At 32.0% G+C, this 20,313-nt stretch carries 18 protein-coding genes; 8 read left to right on the top strand and 10 right to left on the bottom strand.

What is annotated here, in order from left to right:
- Nucleotides 1-7: 7 nt before the first annotated feature.
- The 5 genes from ITB9_RS10350 to ITB9_RS10330 form a co-directional block, all read right to left on the bottom strand.
- Nucleotides 8-337 carry an iron-sulfur cluster assembly accessory protein gene (locus ITB9_RS10350; protein WP_028290252.1) on the bottom strand — a complete coding sequence of 110 codons (330 nt, stop codon included), beginning with the start codon at nt 335-337 and terminating at the stop codon, nt 8-10.
- A gap of 105 nt (nt 338-442) precedes the next feature.
- Nucleotides 443-1,516: a cytochrome-c peroxidase gene (locus tag ITB9_RS10345; RefSeq protein WP_054852164.1), complete on the bottom strand. Its 1,074-nt coding sequence runs from the start codon at nt 1,514-1,516 to the stop codon at nt 443-445.
- A 2-nt stretch (nt 1,517-1,518) separates the two neighbouring features.
- Nucleotides 1,519-2,283 (bottom strand): MbnP family protein, encoded by a 765-nt coding sequence (locus ITB9_RS10340; protein ID WP_054852163.1) that lies wholly within the window; start codon nt 2,281-2,283, stop codon nt 1,519-1,521.
- Nucleotides 2,283-3,638 carry a hypothetical protein gene (locus ITB9_RS10335; protein ID WP_054852162.1) on the bottom strand — a complete coding sequence of 452 codons (1,356 nt, stop codon included), beginning with the start codon at nt 3,636-3,638 and terminating at the stop codon, nt 2,283-2,285. The genes ITB9_RS10340 and ITB9_RS10335 overlap by 1 nt, the downstream gene beginning before the upstream one ends.
- 40 nt (nt 3,639-3,678) lie before the next feature.
- Complete coding sequence (locus tag ITB9_RS10330) at nt 3,679-5,232, bottom strand: choice-of-anchor B family protein (protein WP_054852161.1); 1,554 nt, start codon at nt 5,230-5,232, stop codon at nt 3,679-3,681.
- A gap of 180 nt (nt 5,233-5,412) precedes the next feature.
- Here ITB9_RS10330 and thiL point away from each other — a divergent pair, with 180 nt between their 5' ends.
- Nucleotides 5,413-6,462 (top strand): thiamine-phosphate kinase, encoded by a 1,050-nt coding sequence (gene thiL / locus ITB9_RS10325; protein WP_054852160.1) that lies wholly within the window; start codon nt 5,413-5,415, stop codon nt 6,460-6,462.
- Here the strand turns inward: thiL and ITB9_RS10320 are convergent.
- Nucleotides 6,459-6,734, bottom strand: coding sequence for a hypothetical protein (locus tag ITB9_RS10320; RefSeq protein ID WP_051431161.1), 276 nt, complete (start codon nt 6,732-6,734; stop codon nt 6,459-6,461). The genes thiL and ITB9_RS10320 overlap by 4 nt on opposite strands.
- Before the next feature lie 101 nt (nt 6,735-6,835).
- On the bottom strand, nt 6,836-7,609 hold the full coding sequence (locus ITB9_RS10315; protein ID WP_054852159.1) for an alpha/beta fold hydrolase: 774 nt from the start codon (nt 7,607-7,609) through the stop codon (nt 6,836-6,838).
- A gap of 96 nt (nt 7,610-7,705) precedes the next feature.
- Between ITB9_RS10315 and ITB9_RS10310 the strand changes: the two genes are divergently transcribed.
- Genes ITB9_RS10310 through ITB9_RS10300 form a run of 3 tightly spaced genes read left to right on the top strand, consistent with a single transcriptional unit; the run spans nt 7,706 to nt 10,951 of the window.
- Nucleotides 7,706-9,253, top strand: coding sequence for a serine hydrolase (locus ITB9_RS10310; RefSeq protein WP_054852158.1), 1,548 nt, complete (start codon nt 7,706-7,708; stop codon nt 9,251-9,253).
- Between the two features lie 2 nt (nt 9,254-9,255).
- A complete protein-coding gene (gene brnQ, locus ITB9_RS10305) occupies nt 9,256-10,542 on the top strand; it encodes a branched-chain amino acid transport system II carrier protein (RefSeq protein WP_054852157.1) in 1,287 nt (428 codons plus the stop codon).
- 55 nt (nt 10,543-10,597) lie between these two features.
- Nucleotides 10,598-10,951 carry a hypothetical protein gene (locus ITB9_RS10300; RefSeq protein ID WP_054852156.1) on the top strand — a complete coding sequence of 118 codons (354 nt, stop codon included), beginning with the start codon at nt 10,598-10,600 and terminating at the stop codon, nt 10,949-10,951.
- On the opposite strand, the gene ITB9_RS10295 is transcribed toward ITB9_RS10300, so the two are convergent.
- The gene (locus ITB9_RS10295) at nt 10,952-11,608 is read right to left on the bottom strand and encodes a hypothetical protein (protein ID WP_028290242.1); all 657 of its coding nucleotides are present in this window, start codon (nt 11,606-11,608) and stop codon (nt 10,952-10,954) included.
- A 112-nt stretch (nt 11,609-11,720) separates the two neighbouring features.
- Here ITB9_RS10295 and ITB9_RS10290 point away from each other — a divergent pair, with 112 nt between their 5' ends.
- A complete protein-coding gene (locus ITB9_RS10290; protein ID WP_054852155.1) occupies nt 11,721-13,049 on the top strand; it encodes an aspartate kinase in 1,329 nt (442 codons plus the stop codon).
- A 55-nt stretch (nt 13,050-13,104) separates the two neighbouring features.
- Here ITB9_RS10290 and ITB9_RS10285 read toward each other — a convergent pair whose 3' ends face one another.
- Both ITB9_RS10285 and ITB9_RS10280 read right to left on the bottom strand, forming a co-directional pair.
- Complete coding sequence (locus tag ITB9_RS10285) at nt 13,105-13,755, bottom strand: peroxiredoxin-like family protein (RefSeq protein WP_054852154.1); 651 nt, start codon at nt 13,753-13,755, stop codon at nt 13,105-13,107.
- A gap of 73 nt (nt 13,756-13,828) precedes the next feature.
- Nucleotides 13,829-15,124: an aminopeptidase P family protein gene (locus ITB9_RS10280; protein ID WP_054852153.1), complete on the bottom strand. Its 1,296-nt coding sequence runs from the start codon at nt 15,122-15,124 to the stop codon at nt 13,829-13,831.
- A gap of 218 nt (nt 15,125-15,342) precedes the next feature.
- Here ITB9_RS10280 and ITB9_RS10275 point away from each other — a divergent pair, with 218 nt between their 5' ends.
- From ITB9_RS10275 to ITB9_RS10265, 3 genes are all read left to right on the top strand, one after another.
- The gene (locus ITB9_RS10275; protein WP_054852152.1) at nt 15,343-18,150 is read left to right on the top strand and encodes a sialidase family protein; all 2,808 of its coding nucleotides are present in this window, start codon (nt 15,343-15,345) and stop codon (nt 18,148-18,150) included.
- A 113-nt stretch (nt 18,151-18,263) separates the two neighbouring features.
- The gene (locus tag ITB9_RS10270; protein WP_054852151.1) at nt 18,264-19,523 is read left to right on the top strand and encodes a hypothetical protein; all 1,260 of its coding nucleotides are present in this window, start codon (nt 18,264-18,266) and stop codon (nt 19,521-19,523) included.
- Between the two features lie 106 nt (nt 19,524-19,629).
- Nucleotides 19,630-20,304: a succinate dehydrogenase cytochrome b subunit gene (locus tag ITB9_RS10265; protein WP_054852150.1), complete on the top strand. Its 675-nt coding sequence runs from the start codon at nt 19,630-19,632 to the stop codon at nt 20,302-20,304.
- Nucleotides 20,305-20,313: the final 9 nt, after the last annotated feature.

Raw genomic sequence — 20,313 nt, 5'->3', positions numbered from 1 at the left:
AGTTTAATTATAGTGAAAAAGATTCTCCGCAACCACAAGTACGGTTAGCGTTAGGGTTATTAAATACGAAACCTGTTCCGTTTAATCCTCCCGAATATTCTAGAGTTGTACCAATTAGATACAGAAAACTCTTTTTGTCAACAATAATTTTTATGTTATTGTCTTCAAACACTTTATCGTCGTCTGCTTTGGTTTTGTCAAATTTTAAATCATAAGACAAACCAGAACAACCACCACTTTTAACACCTACGCGAACATAGTCAGTGTTTGGGTTGAAGTCATCATCATTCATCAGCTCGATGACTTTCTTTTTAGCTGTGTCAGAAACTTTTATCATACCTGTTTATTAGATTTTATCTAAACGTCTTGCAAAGATACAACATCAGTCGCTTTTTTCCTTATCAACTAACATTATATTAGTATATGGTTTTATTGATTTTTCTTATTGTTGAATAAAGTCCGGATTATTTATAAAGCTAGGATCTGATAAAGTTAGTAAAAAAGCCTTAAGATCGGCTTTGTCTTCAGTAGTTAATTGGACGCCACCTTGGTTTACTTTTTTCATTAATGTGTCAATGGTATCAGAGTCCTGTAATCCAGTGCTGTAATGCTCAATGACATCCTCTAAGGTAGCAAATCTACCATCGTGCATATATGGAGCAGTGTAAGCTAAATTACGAAGTGAAGGTGATCTGAATTTTCCGTTATCGTTTGGGTTTCCTGATATTAAACCTAGTCCTAAGTCAGAAAAAGTGGCATCTAAACCATTGTTATGAAATTGATTATCCGTCCAAAGTGGATTGTTTGGATTGCCATGACAATGGAAACAGTCTCCTTTGTCTTCGCTCATAAAAATATTTAATCCGTTTTGCTCTTGAGGTGTTAATGCAATTTCTCCATTAGAAAATTTATCAAATTTTGAGTTTCCAGAAATTAAAGTACGTTCGAATTGTGCAATTGCTTTAGCGACTAATTGTTTTGTAATAACAGAAGTGCCAAAGGCTTGTTTAAAAAGCTTAGGATATTGCTCATGATTATTAAGTTTAGCTTCTACAGGTTCCCAACTATCATTGCCAAGTTCGTTGGTGTCAGTGACTGGTTCTAATGCTTGGTTTTCAAGGCCCAAAGCATGACCATCCCAAAAGTATTTGTCATCAAAATTCCATGCCAAATTAAATAAAGGCATGCTGTTTCTGGTTCCTAGTGTAGTTGTTACACCTTGGCTAAATTGATTTGGGTCAGAAAAAGCGTTTTGTGGTAAATGGCAACTAGCACATGCTTTAGTGCCATCTACAGATAAAATATTGTCAAAAAATAAACGCTTACCTAAAGCGACACCTTCAATAGTAAGTTTATTATTGATAGGGATTCTTGGATCTATCAATTTTTCTGTAAATAGGGTAGGGATTTCTAATTGATAGGGTATTGGTATATAATCTTCTTCTCGCGTTGTTGTTTCTGAAGAACATCCAGAAATAATAACTACAAAAAGGGTGAATATGAACCAATTTTTCATGATTATTGAGTTATTTCGCCTAAGTTAAAAATACTCATTATATTTTGTTGCATCATTTTTTGAGCATCATAGTTAGGCATTAATGGTGTGTCTAAAACGTTTAAATCCCAAGTATTTGGATTAGTAAATAACTCGGCAATATTCATATCTATATTAATTACAGTGTCACTATTAATTAAGATTGGTGTTTCAAATGCGATTTCTGTAAAATTTTGCTCAAACACACCTTCGCTGACTCTTGCTGTTCCGTTATGAAAATTAAAAGGAGATGCATCTGTCGTGTCAACATTATACATACCATCAAATTGTAAAAAATGATAGCCTCCACCAAGCATTTCTGGCCAATTCCATGAGGCTGTATTTAAGTCAGGGTAAGCACCATCAATATTATCTGTTTCATTAAAACCCCAAACAAATTTTAAGGTGTATGTTCCAGTAGGAATTGCATTGTTTTCTGGGCTAAAATTATAGGTGTTTGCTATAGCTAAATCTGTAAATTTATAACCGTCAAAAGTATAAGTCTCGTTGTTGGTATTTGTTAGCTCAAAGCGAGAGGTTAGGTATCTAAATCTATCTATGTTTATGGCTTCTCCATTTGCGTTTGTAACAGTTGTGGTTTGTAGGTTGTCATTGTTAATTTCAGCATCGTTCCAGTGATGGTTAAAGGTGAAATTTACTTTTGGTGATATAACAGTGTTATCGTCATTGTCTTCATTGCAAGTAAATAAAGTTATAGCTAGTATTAAAAGTGTGGTTATTTTTTTCATTATTTTATTTCTATTAAAAGAAGGTCTGTAAAACCCTTATTTTCGTTTATGTCTAAATCATTACTGCTTGATTCTCCAACTGCTATAATTTTACCATTACTGAGTTGAGTTACTCCGTAAGTAAAATCGACATTAGAACCACCTATGGTTTGTTGCCATATTAATTGACCTGATTGGTCTACTTTAAAGATCCAAGCGTCATTTTGGCCATTATTTGACGTTAAGTTACCTGAAGCACTTCTGGAGCTTCCACAGATAACAAAACCATTGTCGTTAGTTTTAGCAATTGCGCGACCAACATCAAAGTCTTCTCCTCCATATGTTTTTTCAGAAAGTATTTCGCCTTCAGGCGAAATTTTAATCATCCATACATCTGCAGCACCAAAGTTACTCGTAACATCTGTATCTTGACCACGAGTGTCGCCAAGAATAAAATAATTGCCATCCTGAGAGGCTATTATAGCTCTGGCTTCATCAATTTCTGTTGATCCAAATGATTTTTCCCATAATAAAGTTCCTGTGTTGGAGATTTTTACAATCCAAAAATCATAAGACCCTTTATTGTTACTGATGTCTGTGTCATCACTATCTGATGATCCAACTATAATAAAATTATTGTCATTAGTTTGAATGGCATCAAAAGCGCTATCTGTAAACAAGCCACCATAATATTTGCTCCATTGTACTTCTCCGGATGGGTTAAGTTTTAAAGCCCAGTAATCTCCTCCAGCATGAAGTGTTTGGCTGTTTCTAGAGTTGCCTTCTCCTCCTGAAGCTGTAACATCTAAAATACCAGTTATAAAATAACCGCTATCATTAGTTTGAAGTATGGATAATCCTGTATCAATACCAGAATATCCAAATGTTTTTTCCCATTGTAATTGACCTTGGTTGTCTAATTTTAATACCCAAAAATCCTCTTGACCATTGTTGTTAGAAACATCTCCATCAATGCTGTAAGTATGTCCAATAATAGCGTAACCACCATCTTGAGTTTGGATAATATCATTTCCTCTTTCGTCGTTAGTTCCTCCAAAAGTTTTTGACCATTCCAATTGAATATCTTGATTGTATTTTAAAACCCAAACATCATAACTTTCGTTGTTTTTTGTGGTTACATCTCCATCCATGGATTGTGTAAACCCTAAAATTACAAAGCCTCCATCTGATGTCTTTTTTACAGTTTGTCCACTTTCATTTTTAGAACCTCCTAAAGTGGTTACATTATCTACAATTCCTGCTGAAATGTTGTTGGGTGACGAATCTTGTGTTGGCAAAGTTTCGTCTTGACATGAAAATATGCTTAATATGGTTGATGATATTACAGTGGTAATTGTTAGTTTTAATTTATTCATTTTTAATCAATTACATGTTGGTAACTCATAATTTGAAATATTACTTTTTAACTACTAATTTTTTTGTTGTAGTGCTATTTATCTTAACAAGGTATATTCCGTTAGCTAAATGATCTGTATTTAAAACGAAGCTATTTTGGTCAATATTGTCCTTGAAATAAACCTTTTTACCTATCACGCTGTAAACTTCAATAGTTTTTATTTTTTTTGTTTTATTTGTGCTTATGGTAGTGCTAGAATTTGTAGGATTTGGTGCTAATGAAAAAGAGTTTTTTATAGAAAACTCTGGAGTGCTTAAAGGTGAGTTGCTAGGTCTAACTATAAACAAGCCACCTTCAATATCACTTATTATTATATTACCACTTTCAAAATAAGGATATGTACTCCATGCACCATTAAAATTAGCGCTATTACTAGAAGGATAGGTGTCAAAATAAGCGATTTCAGAATTTGAATTGTTAGAAGAAATAAGTGTCGGAATATCTAAAACACGTAATCCTGCTCTGTAATTAGCTAAGTAAAATTTATCTCCTTTAACATAGCCATTGTGGTCAATTGCTGCTAATGAAGATTCGTAAGTTGTTGCTAATACTGGATTATCTAAATCTAACAGGTCAAAAACGAAAGTTCTTGTTCCAAAACCAAAATTTTGCTCATCAGTTTCGTCTCCAAAAATAAAATACCTGTGGTCATCTGTAAACCAACCTTGATGTGCATAGCCAGGATTTGGATATGTGATTTCTGATATAAATTGAGGGTTTGATTTATCTGTTACATCTAAAATTACCACTCGGTCATTAGAGCCACCATTGCTGGCTAATAATATTTGTCTTCCAATATAGCTTGTTATTCCCGTAACTGTTGGGCTTGTGGCATTATTGTCTGATCCGTTGTAGGTAATAACCTGTGCGTCATGTGTGTAGCCTTTACCAGAATAGCTTCCCGAAATAGTAGGTGATTGTGGATTTGTAATGTCTACAAAAACAGGCCCACCACTGGCTGCTCCACCACAACCTACTAAATAAGCAACGCCTTCACTTTCATTAATGACTATGTTGTGACAGCTACCAATTGTAATTCCGTTATCACCATAAAAAACATTCACGTTACCGTCTAAAGGGTCACTGGTATAAGTTAAATCACTATTTGGTCCAGTGCGTAAATTAGTTAGATCAAATATTTGCATTCCATGACTCCCAACACCATCTGCTACTATAAAAGCATGATTGTTATATACTTTTACATCTCTCCAAAATGATGTGTTACCATTTGAAGTTTCAATTCGCCCTAAAAATACAGGATTGATTGGGTCACTTATATCTACAAAAGCAGTACTGTTAGTAGTGCCAACAATCGCATACTCTTTACCATCAAGTGGGTCTGTCCAGCCCCAAACATCGCTTCCTTCTTCATTACCTAAAGTTGTGGCTAGAGTAGTAATAGGTACTCGTGATAGTAAATCGTAACCATCACAAGGATAAGTAGTGTCAATACCATTAAGAGTATGTGTTACAAACCCATTAACACAAGGGTTTTGTGCTAGTGTTAATTGACCTATAAAAAGAGAAGTCACAATTAGTAGTTTTTTAAGCATCGATTTTGGGTTAAATTATTCTTAAAGATTAGTAACAAATTTAGCAGAATTAACGATAATTTACATTTTTTACGTGTTAAAATGCTTAATTTATAATAAGTATAACATAGAATGGTTAAAAAACTAACAATTTAAATGTATTTAGCTTATCTATTAAATTAAGCTTAGTATTTTTGCAGTATGATAGAAGATAAAAATCAACAACGTACAGACTTAAGTCAATTAGGGGAATTTGGTTTAATAGACCATTTGTCTAAAAGTTTTGAAATCAAACAGAAATCAACAATTAAGGCTATTGGTGATGATGCTGCTGTTTTGGAATTTGATAATAAACGAGTAGTTGTTACTACAGATTTTTTAGTTGAAGGTGTGCACTTTGATTTAAGCTATATGCCTTTAAAGCATTTAGGTTACAAAGCTGTAATTGTGAATCTATCTGATGTTTATGCTATGAATGCTGAAGCAACTCAAATTACAGTGTCTATTGCTGTGTCAAACCGTTTTCCTTTAGAAGCTATTGAAGAGTTGTATGCTGGAATTCAAACCGCTTGTAAATTATATGATATTGATTTAATTGGAGGTGATACTACGTCTTCAACTTCTGGATTAATCATATCTGTAACAGCAATTGGTCAAGTAGAAAAAGATAGTGAAGTATATAGAAGTGGCGCAAAGCCTAACGATTTGTTAGTTGTTTCTGGTGATTTAGGTGGTGCTTATTTAGGGTTACAAGTTTTAGAACGCGAAAAAGAAGTTTTTAAAGTTAACCCAAACAGTCAGCCAGACTTAGATGCTTACACTTATATTGTTGAGCGTCAATTAAAACCTGAAGCACGTAAGGATATCGTAAAATTATTGCATGAATTAGAGGTTAAACCAACTTCAATGATTGACATAAGTGATGGCTTGTCATCTGAGATTTTACACCTGTGTAAATCTAGTAAAGTAGGTTGCGATTTATATGAAAACAAGCTGCCATTAGATCCTCAGGTAATTTCTACAGCTGAAGAGTTTAGCATGGATAGCACTACTATTGCTTTAAGTGGAGGGGAAGATTACGAGTTGTTAATGACTATATCTCAAGAAGATTATCCTAAAATTAAAGCTAATCCAAACTTAACGGTTATTGGTTTTATAACAGAAGCTGCCTCTGGTGCACATCTAGTAACTAGAGGTGAGCAAAAAATTGAGCTTACAGCACAAGGTTGGAATAGTTTTGATAAAGATTAAGACGTCATTTTTAAAACTTTTGTATTCTGTTGTTTGGCGTAACGTACTAATTTGTTTTGGTGTATGCGCTCTAATACAGAGTTAATCTCTTTGTATTTAGGTGTCATTGCTGTTAATTGACCTGTGCTATCAGTGGTCATTTCTTTTTTACAATGGCTACATTGGTATTCGTTAACGTGATAAGTAATTTGTTTGCTTACTTGAAAGTTGTGTCCAAAGATTGAGCAGTATAACTTTCCTTTTTTTGTTGGTTTAGTTTGTACTAGATTCATAATTAGTTTTTTTGTCAGTTTTTGTATGTGGTTAAAAGCCTGACTAATAGGGATGCTCTAATTTATGAACTTATTTTTGAATAAACGACTAAAAGATTTAATTATTCGATGAAATGCACTATTTTTTGTAGGAATTCATCTTTATTTTCGATATATAGCATATGTCCACCATGTAAAAGCACAATATTTAAATCATTCATTCTCTTTAGTTTGGATAAGTCATTTGTTGATAAAATAGGATCATTAGTACCTGCAATTATTAATTTTTTGCAGTTTAACTTAGAGAAAACGGAGGTTTTATCAGTTCTAATTTTCATGCCTTCTTGTGTAGCAACATAACCTTGAAGAGGTGTTTTTAAGGCTTCGTTTTTTATTATTTCAATCTCTTTTTCAAATTGCTGTCGGTTGTTTTCGTAAAATAAATTACTAATTGACATGCTGACAAGGTTTTGGTAATTTGTTTTTGCGACTTGAATGGCTCTGTTTCGGAGTTTAATACGGTCTTGGCTATCTGCAAATGGAGTGGAGTTTAATAAACATAGTCCTTTTAACGCATCTGGCTTTTTTTCGGCGAAAGCCAAAGCAACATATCCACCTAGAGAATGCCCAATAATTGTTGAGGTTTTAATTTTTAAATGAAGTAAAACCGCATCTACTGCATCTGCAAAATTAGACATTGTGTGTATGTATCCTAAACAATCTGTTAAACCATGACCTAATAAATCTATAGTAATTACTTGATTGCTTTTAGAAAGTGTTGCAACGGTTTGTGTCCACATGCTACTATTTTCTAGAAAACCGTGGAGTAAAACCACAGTTTCACCTTGTCCATATACTGAGTAAGAAATTGATATGCCTTTATAACTTAAAATCATAGTTTGCAAAGATAGGTTATGTAGTGATTTTAGTGTGTGGTTTTGGTTGTGGATTTACTATATTTGGTATCCTTCATTTTAATTTTTAAAAGAAATATGAAATTTGCACCTATCCTTTATGTTATTGCTTGTCTAAGTTGTTTTACTTTAAGTGCTCAGGTTGAAGAGCAGAAATTAGATCAGCTTATTGAAAATACTTTGAAAACTTTTGAGGTTCCTGGTATTTCTGTAGGTGTTATTAAAGACGGAAAAATTGTGTACGCCAAAGGTCATGGTGTGCGTGCACTGTCTAATAATAAACCAATGGATGATAATACTTTAGTTGGTGTGGCTTCTAACAGTAAAGGGTTTACTTGTTTTGCTTTAGCTATGTTAGTGGATCAAGGAAAACTTAGTTGGGACGATAAAGTTAGACAGCATATTCCGGAATTTAAATTAAAAGATGCTTGGGTTACAGAGCAGTTTACTGTTAGAGATTTAGTAACCCATAGAAGCGGAATGGGACTTGGTGCTGGTGACTTAATGTTTTTTCCGGAAGCAGATTTTAAGGTTGAAGATGTGATTAGTAATGTTGGTTATTTAGATGCTAAAAGCTCTTTTAGAAGTCAGTTTGCTTATAATAACAATATGTTTATTATTGCTGGAGAGGTTTTAAAGCGTGTTAGTGGTTTGTCTTGGGAAGAGTTTATTGAAACCAAAATAATGAAACCAGTAGGTATGTTAAATAGTAAAGCGTCTTATAATCGTGTTAGTGATAAATCAAATATTATTGAAGCACATACTTTTGCTGATGGTAAATTAAAACAAATACCACATGATTGGAGTCCAACAGCTAATCCTGCTGGAGGAATTGTAAGTAATGTTAATGATATGCTGACTTGGGCTGAGTTTTTAATGAATGATGCTGTGACTAAAAATGGTGAGCGTCTTTTATCTGAAGCTCAATTTTATGAGCTTTGGCAATTGCAAACACCTTTAAAAGTTAGTAAAAACGATAGTTATAATTCTAATTTTAAAGGTTATGGGTTAGGATGGTTTGTAACAGATGTTAAAGGAGGTTATAAACAAGTATATCATACAGGTGGTTTGTTGGGTACAGTGACTCAGTTTACTATGATTCCGGATTTGGATTTGGCAATTGTAGTATTAACTAACCAAATGAATGGTTCAGCGTTTACAACAATAACAAATACTATTAAGGATAGTTATTTGGGTTACAAAAACCGTAATTGGTTAGAAAAATTGGGTAAGAGTAATGCTGGTTGGTATAAATATAATGATAGTATTAAAACTGCAGTTTTTAATCAAGTTTCTAAAATGAAAAACAATAATGTCATAACTAAAGCCTCTATTATTACAGGTACATATAAAGATGCTTGGTTTGGTGATATTGTTTTATCAAAAAACGGAAACGACCTTGTAATTGAGTCTCAAAAATCTGCTACATTAAAAGGGAAGTTATTGCCTTATAATGCGACTACATTTGTTGTAAAATGGAATAACAGAAGTTATGATGCGGATTGTTTTATGCAATTTGTTTTTAATGAAAAAGGGCAAGCAGTAAGCGCAACTTTAAAGCCAATAGCTCCAATAACAGATTTTAGCTTTGATTTTGAAGATTTAAAACTAATTAAACAAGACTAATTTTGAATAATACAAAAGACCTTTTAATAACAAGCTTTGCTTTGTTCTCTCTTTTTTTTGGAGCTGGAAATTTATTGTTACCACCTTTATTAGGATATAATGCTGGCGAAGATTGGTTTTGGGTTACTTTAGGTTTTGTTATTACAGCTGTAGCAATCCCTATTATTGGTATTTATGCGCATGCTAAATTACAAGGTACTTTGTATGATTTTGGTAAAAAAGTATCTCCTCTTTTTAGTTTGGTGTATTGTATATTAATTTATGTTATTGCAGTAGCTATACCTTCTCCACGTACTGCAGCAGCGACACATGAGATTGCTATACATCCTAATTTTGGGACATCTCCGCTTTTAACAAGTAGTATTTATTTTGCTTTGGTTTTAGTTTTTGCGCTTAACCGTTCTAAAATACTTGATGTTATAGGTAAGTATTTAACCCCTTTTATTGTTTTAATATTACTATTAGTTATTGGTATAGGTTTGTTTAATGCACAAATGGATATTAGTAATTCTAGTTTTGATACACCAATAGTAGATGGGATTTTGGAAGGTTATCAAACTTTTGATGCTATTGCAGCAGTTGTAGTTGGCGCAGTAATTATAATTTCAATAAATATAAAATCTAATCAGTCTTTTGAGTATAAAAAAGACTTAATAAAAAAGTCAGGTGTTATTGCTGGTTTAGGTTTGTTTGTTATTTATGCAGGATTGATTGCTGTAGGAGCCTTTTACGGTTCAGAAATAGAATTAAATAGTGGACTAAGTAATGATGTCCAACGTGCGGACTTATTAATAGGTATTAGTTCTAAAGCTTTAGGTAGTTTTGGTTACAGTATTTTAAGTGTGTTAATTGCTTTAGCTTGTTTTACTACAGCTGTAGGTATAGTCACAGGAGCTGCAGATTATTTTAAAGGATTATTACATAACTCTCAAACCGTTTATATTATTACTGCAGTTTTAGCGTCTGTATTTGGAGTAATAGTAGGGCAATTGGATTTTAATGATATTATTGTAATTGCATTACCAGTATTGTTATTTATTTATCCAATTACTATTGTTTTAATTATATTAAATGCTATGCCTGACAAATACACTTCATCACTAGTCTTTAAAGTTGTTGTGTTGTTAACGTTTTTGTTTAGTATAACTGATGTTTTAGGGTTTTTAAGCCCTTCAGATACATTATCTACTATTGTTGACTATATTCCATTTGCTAAGCATAGTTTAGGATGGGTTTTACCTGCTTGTATTGGCTTAATTTTAACTAATTTGAAAACTCAAAAATCTTGATTTTTTTAAGTTGATTTGTTAATTTTGTGACATTCATTTATTTTAAATTTAAGCTATGAAAAATTTTATTTTCACTTTAGTATTTTCAGTTTTTACCTTCATATCTTTTGGTCAAAACACTCCAAAAGTTGGTGATCAACTAGTTGTTAAATCACCTAAAGCAGAAAGTTACAAATATGTAGATTTTCCTAAGTTAAATATTTTAGTAAAACGTGGTCAGTTAGCAAGTTATAATCCTGTTATAGATCAGGTTGTGGTTGTAGATCAAGTCATAGAACTAAATTATAATACCACAACTGTTGTTTTAAAAATGAAAGATGAATCTAAATTTTTCAATCTTTATAAAACAGTAAAAGCAAATTATAACAAAGCAATCGAATCAGGTGAATTGGTTGTACTTAAACAATAATTAGTTTTTTAAGTTTTTAATAACTGAAAATGCTTTGTCTACGACATGGTCTTCTACTAAAACAGTAAACTCGTTTGTAGTAGATACTACTTCATAAATTGGTATGTTTTCCCAAGCCAAACGTTTAAATATCTGATAGTATAATCCCGATATCTTTGAGTTGTCCTTTGGTAAACGCACACTTATTGCAGATAAGCTTTCTTGTAATCCAATTTGATGTTCGTTAGCAAAACATTTAGTAACAACTTTCTTTTCCGAACTTGATATAATTATATTGCTTTCATAAATACCTCGTGTAAAAGCGTAAAAAATATCCTTATCAGTTTCGACTTGCTCTAAAATTTTAGTGTGACTCTGTATTAATGTTTCAGAATTCTGAAATGTAAAATCACTCAAGTTAGAGCGTACAGTAATGTCTCCTAATTTTTGCAATGTGCTTTTTAGTTTTAGCGAGTGTCGTAACGTATTAGGTGTGTTGTATCGTCTTAATGCCATCATGATGGCTCCAGACTTAACAGGTTTACGCAACATAGCACTAATTGGAGCGTTAAGTTCTTCTGCTAACGCAGAGTAGTTAATAATACTTCGGGATAGTGCTTCTTCTAGAAAAGGTTGGGTAATTAATATGTCTTCAACACAAGAGGCTATTGTTTTCATAAACGCATTTTTGTTAATTATTTAACAATTTGTGTAAAAGTAGTACAATTTTTTCATTTTTATGGGTTTCAGTGTGTTGCTGACTAATTTTGTGCTATAAAAAAGAAATAATATGTTGGTATTAAAATTTGGAGGTACATCTGTTGGGTCAATAAAAAACATGATTAATGTTAAAAATATAATTAATGATGGACAAAAAAAAATAGTCGTACTATCTGCAATGTCAGGAACAACAAACACTTTAGTTAGTCTGTCTGAAGATATTAAAAACGGTAATTTTGATCAAGCTTTGGCTACCATTACTTCACTTAGAGCAAATTATGATACTACGATAAAAGCATTAATAACTAACCCAGAAATATATAAATCTGTTTTTGTTTACGTTAGTAATGTGTTTAATACATTAGAAGCTTCTATTAATAAACTTCACACGACTTTACTTTATAATCAAATTGTCGCTCAAGGCGAATTGCTGTCTACTTACATTTTTAACGCTTACTTACAGCAAGAAAACATTAATGCAACATTATTGCCTGCTTTAGATTTTATGCGGATTGATAAAACTAATGAACCAGATAATTTTTACATTCAACAAAATTTAGATAGAGTTATTGCTGAAAAACCTGATGCTCAAATTTATATCACTCAAGGTTTTATATGTCGAAATGCTGAAGGAGAAGTAAGTAATTTACAACGTGGAGGAAGCGATTATACAGCAACCATAATTGGAGCTGTTGTTAAAGCAGAAGAAGTACAGATTTGGACTGATATAGACGGTTTTCATAACAACGATCCTAGATATGTTGATAATACACAGGCAATATCTAATTTGTCTTTTGATGAGTCTGCAGAGTTGGCTTATTTTGGAGCTAAAATATTGCATCCTCAAACCGTAATGCCAGTGAGTGCTTTTGATATTCCTGTACGATTAAAAAATACCATGTCACCAGATGCACATGGTACGTTAATAACTAATCAAGTACATGGTGAAGGCATAAAAGCAATAGCAGCTAAAGATGGTATAACAGCAATAAAAATTAAGTCTGTAAGGATGTTATTGGCTCATGGGTTTTTAAAGAAAGTTTTTGAGATTTTTGAGCGTTATGAAACCTCAATAGATATGATTACAACCTCAGAAATTGCTGTCTCATTAACTATTGATGACACGACACATCTAGAAGCTATTGTTGAAGAGTTAGAGCGTTTTGCTTTAGTCGAGGTTGATGATTATATGAGCATAGTTTGTTTAGTTGGTAACGCAATTATTTATCACGCAGATACACCAAATTTATTTCAAGTTTTACAAGATGTTAATGTAAGAATGATCTCTTATGGAGGAAGTAATAATAATATTTCCTTATTAATTAATACTAGTGATAAATTAGAAACATTACAAAAACTACAGCGTTATGTTTTTGAAAACGGTAGTGTATTGGTGTAAAATAAAAAAGCGAACTTATTAAGTTCGCTTTTCTATTAAAAATTAAATGTATTTTTTACGATAGCTTTTTTAAAGCTTCAATAATTTCTTCAGGTTCTGAGCGTGTTCTGTAATCTACATTTACATAGTTCCATTTTACTAAGCCATCTTGACCTATTATAAAAGTTGCAGGAATAGGTAAAACACTACCGTTGCCATTATTGATTTTTTTCAAATCAAGGTTTCTGTCTACTCGCATGTGGTCCATTAAAAAATCTGGTACTTTCCATGCTACACCATAACTTGAAGCTACTTTTGCATCCTGATCAGATAAAATAATAAAGTCCATATTGTTTATGTCGTTTTCAGTCAATGATCCATCAGGTACTTCAGGGCTTATAGCAACCAATGTCGCACCTAAAGCATAAATATCCTTTAATCTAGCTTGTAACGCTCTAAGTTGTAAATTACAATAAGGACACCAACTACCACGATAAAAAGTAACAACAACTGGACCTTGATTTAATAAATTTGATAAACTAGTTTGGTCGCCTTTAGGATCTGGAAGATTAAATTCAGGAGCTTTTGTGTTTATCTTTAAAGCATCTTTGCCTTGTTCAAAAGCTTTTGCTTGTTTTATAATGTCATCAACACCTTTCATAAATTCAGGATTGTTTTTTCTTCCTGATTCAATTTTTGCATCTGTTTGCTCTTTAAGTGTCTTCATCTTGTATTTAAATTGTGGTAATTATAAAATTTAAAAAGCGAGCTTTGAGGCTCGCTTTTCAATGTAAATTATATTATGACTTATTCATTAGCTCTTCAATTTCTTCTACTTCAATAGGTATATTACGCATTAAATTAAATGGTTCTCCTGTTTTTTGGATAACCACATCATCTTCTAGTCTAATACCAAATCCTTCATCAGGAATATAAATTCCAGGTTCAACTGTAAAAACATTATTAGCTTGCATTGGTTCTGTTAAAATACCATAGTCATGCGTGTCTAATCCCATATGGTGAGACGTACCATGCATAAAGTATTTTTTATAAGCAGGCCAATCTGGATTTTCGTTTTGTACATCTGCTTTATCTAATAGGCCCAATCCTAAAAGTTCACTAGTCATTAATTTACCAACTTCTACGTGGTAATCTTTCCAAATAGTTCCAGGAACTAACATTTTGGTAGCTGCATTTTTAACTCTTAAAACAGCGTTGTAAACCTCTTTTTGTCTGTCGTTAAAACGTCCAGAAACAGGTATGGTACGTGTCATGTCACTTGCATAATTAGCATATTCTGCTCCTGCATCAATTAAAATTAAATCGCCAGCTTTACACTCTTGATTGTTTTCTATATAATGCAATACATTAGCGTTGTTACCAGAACCTACAATTGGTGTGTATGAAAAACCTTTAGAACGGTTATTTAAAAATTCATGCATAAACTCGGCTTCAATATTATATTCCATAACGCCAGGTTTAACAAAATTTAAAACACGTCTAAATCCTTTGTTTGTAATCTCGCAAGCGGTTTGGATTAAGTCTAATTCTATTTGATCTTTTACAGATCTTAAACGTTGTAAAATTGGGTTGCTTTTAGCAACACTATGTGCAGGATATTTGTCTTTTAGCCATTTGCTAAAACGATCTTCTCTGGTTTCAGTTTCTACATTGGCTCTGTAATGTTCGTTGGTGTTGATGTAAACCGTTTCGGCTTGTGTCATCATTTCAAATACTACTTTTTCTAGGTCTTGTAGCCAGTATACGGTTTCAATTCCGCTAGTTTTTAACGCAGCTTCTTTAGTTAATTTTTCACCTTCCCAAACAGCAATGTGCTCATTGGTTTCTTTTAAAAATAAAACTTCTCTGTTTTTTGGGTTTGGACAATCAGGAAACAAGACTAAAACGCTTTCTTCTTGGTCAACACCACTTAGGTAAAAGATGTCTCTGTGTTGTTGAAAAGGCATTGTGCTGTCTGCACTAATTGGGTAAATATCGTTTGAATTAAAAAAAGCAATACTTTTTGGCTTCATTTGAGAAGCAAAGTTTTTACGGTTTTTTATAAAAAGAGCGGGGTCTATTTGGTGATATTTCATAAGGAAAAATATAGTTTTTTTATTTTCACAGTAGTGAAAAAAACATTGATAAAATGAAGTTATAAAATTTTCCGTCAAGCGGAAATTATAATCAGTCGTAAAAATAAGAACTTTAAAATACATAAGTTATAAAAGCATCTTAAAATCTATCTTGATTTAATTATTTGCTTGTTACTATTTACTTTTATCTGTATCTTCAAACCTTATAAAATTCAACTATGAAATTAAGATTTATTTTATCCCTATTTATCGTATTTTCTGTTAATGCGCAACAGGATTTACTAACCCAAAAAGCACAATTGCAATCTAACTCCATTGTTAAAAATGTAGCTTTTCAAAACATTGGCCCAACAGTCATGAGTGGTCGTGTTGTTGATTTAGCTGTTAATCCTGAAAAACCATCAGAGTTTTATGTTGGTTATGCCTCAGGAGGTTTGTGGTATACTACAAATAATGGAACAACTTTTAGTCCAGTTATGGATGTTACACAAACCCAAAATATTGGCGATATTGCTGTAGACTGGAAAACCGGAACTATTTGGGTTGGTACTGGAGAAAATAATGCATCAAGATCTTCATACGCTGGAGTTGGTATGTTTAAATCTACTGATAATGGTCAAAATTGGCAATTTGTAGGGTTACCAAACTCGCAACATATTGGACGTATTTTAATAAATCCTAATAATGTAGATGAAGTAACTGTTGGTGTTACTGGTGCTTTGTACTCTAAATCAGAAGATAGAGGTGTGTATAAAACTAAAGATGGAGGTCAAACTTGGTCTAAAACTTTATTTATTGATGACGCTAGCGGAATAATAGATATGCAACATGCACCAAATGATTATAATACGATGTTTGCAACGTCTTGGACAAAAGACAGAAAAGCATGGAATTTTGATGGAAGCGGAAATAATTCGGCAATATATAAAAGTACAGATGCTGGAGATACTTGGGTTAAGGTGTCTACAGAAAAAAGTGGCTTTCCAACTGGTGAAGGTGTTGGTCGTATTGGATTAGCTGTTTACAATACTAATATTATTTATGCCATACATGATAGTCAATTTAGAAGACCGTCAAGCGGAAAAAAAGAGAAAAGAAGAGGGCTTCAAAAAGACGATTTTAAAAAGATGAGTACTTCTGAATTTTTAAGTTTAGAAGATAAAAAGTTAAATAGTTTTTTGAAAATGAATGGTTTTCAGGAAAAATATAGATCAGAAAATGTGAAGCAAATGGTACGTAGCGGAAACGTTAAGCCTATTGATCTAGCTCATTATTTAGAAGATGCTAATTCTATGCTATTTGATACACCAGTTATTGGAGCGGAAGTTTATAAAAGTACTGATGGTGGATTAACATGGTCAAAAACACATAAAGATTATTTAGATGATTTATATTACAGTTATGGCTATTATTTTGGCCATATATATGTGTCGCCATCAGATCAAAATGATATTTATGTCTATGGTGTGCCAATTTTAAAATCTAAAGATGGAGGTCAAACGTTTACATCTATTAGTGCCGAGAATGTACATGCAGATCATCATGCGCTTTGGATTAATCCACAAAACCCTAACCATTTAATTAATGGTAATGATGGTGGAGTTAATATTACTTATGACGATGGCGAAAATTGGATAAAAAATAACTCGCCTTCAGTTGGACAATTTTATGCAATAAATGTAGATAATCAAAAACCTTATCGCGTTTATGGAGGTTTACAAGATAATGGTGTTTGGGTAGGTGCTAATAATGTTAAAGAAAATAAAGCTTGGCATCAATCAGGTCAATATCCTTGGGAATCAATAATGGGTGGAGATGGTATGCAAATCCAAATAGATAATCGTAATTCGGATATTGTTTATACAGGTTATCAATTTGGTAATTATTATAGGATTGATAGAGGCACAGGAGATCGAAAGTATATTCAACCTAAACATGAGTTGGGTGAAAAACCTTATCGTTTTAATTGGCAAACACCAATCCTTTTGTCAAAACATAATCAAGATATTCTATATTTAGGTGGTAATAAATTAATGAGGTCTTTGGATAAAGGTGATACTTGGACAGCGATTAGTCAAGATTTAACTCAAGGTGGTAAAAAAGGAAACGTAGCTTATGGAACAATAACAACTATAAGCGAATCTCCTTTTGAGTTTGGTTTAATGTATGTTGGAAGTGATGACGGTGTAATAAGTGTTACCAAAAATCAAGGCGCAACTTGGGAAGATATTTCGACAAACTTACCAAATGATTTATGGGTAAGTCGTGTAGTAGCTTCTAGACATAAAAAAGAGCGTGTTTACGTTACATTAAATGGTTACAGATTTGATAACTTTAATACCTACGTATTTAAGAGTGATAATTACGGGCAAACATGGGAGTCTATTAGTGCAAATATCCCTACATCACCTGTTAATGTTATTGTTGAAGATGAATTTAAAGACAGTATTTTATACCTAGGTACAGACAATGGTGCTTATGTTAGTTTTGATAATGGAGAACGATGGGAAGCGTTTTCTAAAAATTTGCCAGCTGTAGCTGTTCATGATATTAAAACTCAAAAAGAAAGTAATGATTTGTTGTTAGGGACTCATGGTCGAGGCATTTATAAAACTAATATAGCTTCATTACAAGCTTATAATTCGACTATTAAGTCAAGTAATATTACAATTTTTGACTTAAATAAAATTAGATATTCATCTCGTTGGGGAAATTCTTGGAGTAAATGGATGCAGCCTTTCCAACCTAGTACAACTATTCAATTATTTAGTAATACTTCAGGTGAAAAAGAGGTTGAAATCCTTTCAGAAAACAATAAAAAAATACAAAGCTTCAAAGTTAATTTAGATAAAGGGTTTAATTATATTGACTATGATTTAACATTGTCTGAAAAAGGTCGTAAAACGTTAATGAAAGACAATGTAACTTTGGATATAAATAAAGCTAAAAATGACAAGTATTATATTCCTAAAGGAAATTATAAAATAAAAATTGATGGACTAGAAAAGGCTTTTGTAGTAGAGTAGTTTAAGCTATTCCAAGTTAAAAAAATGGTGTTTTATTTTTTTAAGGTGTAACAATTTAAATAAACTATTATCTATATTATGTATTTATCAATTGTTAACCTTAAAAAAGTAAAATGAAAAATCTACTAATCTTAGCCATATTATTAATTGTTTTCCAATCATGTACTAAAACCAAGCAAGATTATTTAAAAGAAAATAGGTTTGATCTAAATAGTGCCTCTTTTAACTTTCCTCAAGACAATTTTAAAATTTTAGGTTTTGGTGGTTATCATGGTAGTGCTAAAACCGAAGAAGTAGAACTGTTACTTTTAGAGGATTTATTAAATGCTAAAACTATTAAATATTATCTTCCTGAAACGGATTTTAGTATTGCTCACTATTTTAATAAATTTTTAAAAACAGGAGATACATTACTCCTAAAAGATTTGGTGATAAATTCTGGTATCAGAGTCAAACAAGAGCGTACCATCCAGATGTATAACAAATGGAAAGCTTTAAAAAAGTTAAACGATAGTTTTGACGAAAAAGATAGGCTTATCGTTGTTGGTGTAGATTATCAAATTAATTATAAATACGCTTCAAGACATATACTAGAACTTGTAAATAATACAGATCAATCTTTACCATACATACAAGATATACAAAATATGGTTGATATAGATACGACTAGTTATTCTAGAGGAGACCTTAGTTTTGCATATCATAAACTAAAAGCTTTAACCGATGACTATGAATTAAATAAAGCATTGTATACAAATAAAATTAGTGATGTTAAGGTGTTTGAACATATCATTACAAATTTTAAAACTACGGTTGGTAACTCAACACCAGAAAGAGAACAGGTCATGTATGATAATTATTTAAAGTTAAGTAAGTTTTATGATTTTAAAAATAATCCACAGTTTTTAAGAATGGGTTTTTCTCACATTTGTAAATCAAGAGAAGGAGCAGAAGGTTATCCTTATTTCTTTACAAGGTTAGTAGAAAATGAAATCTATAAAACAGAAGATGTTATTTCGGTTATGGCTTACTTTACAGATAGTGAAGTTGTTTGGGATGAATTGTATAATGAAAATGGAGATTATAAAGGATTTACAACTGAAGCTGGTTTTGGTATTGGAGATTATGAAAAAGAATATTTTAGAGGTATTCAAAACTTAAAACAGACTAAGTTGTCGGACAAGACCTTATTTAGACTTAATGCTACAAACACACTTTATGCAGATCACAATCCTGATTTGATTGATGTAATAATGACGGATGAAAAGTCCAATACTGAAGCAGTTAAAGGACAGTCTACCGTAGATTTTATTGATTATGCTGTGCTAATATCCAATTCTGAGGCTAGTACACCAATTTATGAAATGAAATAAAATAGCATACTTATACTCATTCTAAATAGTACAAAAAAGATGTAAAATTTGTTAGTATATCGCTTGTGGCTTATCTTTGTATAACAAATAATTAACTACAATTATAATGAGCGGAATTTTAAATTCTTCAATAGGAAGAAAGTTTGCTATGGCACTTTCGGCACTCTTTCTAATGATTTTTATTTTACAACACTTTGCAATTAACATCCTTTCTGTGATTAGTCCAGATGCTTTTAATGAAGCATCACATTTCATGGGTACGTTTTGGGCTGTGCAATATTTATTACAACCAGTTTTAATAATTGGTGTAATATTCCATTTTGTAATGGGATTTGTTTTAGAAATAAAAAACAATAAGGCAAGAGCGATTAGCTATGCAAAAAACAATGGAGCAGCAAACTCTAGTTGGATGAGTAGAAACATGATCTGGAGTGGAGGTTTCATTTTAGTGTTTTTGGTTATTCACTTTATCGATTTCTGGATTCCAGAAATAAATACCAAATATATTGTTGGTGATATGTCAGGTACTTTACCTAGTGGTGAATTTAGATACCACGAAGAGTTAGTACATAAATTTAAAGACTTATGGCGTGTAGCGTTGTATTGCGTAGGATTTGTTTTCTTAGCACTACACTTGTTACATGGTTTCAATTCTGCTTTTCAATCAGTTGGAGCAAATAATAAATACACAAAGGGTTTAAAAGGATTTAGTAAAGTTTATGCAATTGGTGTTCCTGCAGGATTCATCTTCATTGCTATTTTTCACTTTTTAAACCACTAAAAAATACAG

Source organism: Olleya sp. ITB9 (assembly GCF_001315805.1).
GTDB classification, from domain to species: Bacteria; Bacteroidota; Bacteroidia; order Flavobacteriales; family Flavobacteriaceae; genus Olleya; species Olleya sediminilitoris.
The sequence above is the reverse complement of the archived record's forward strand: the minus strand, read 5'-3'. Positions and strand labels throughout refer to the sequence as shown.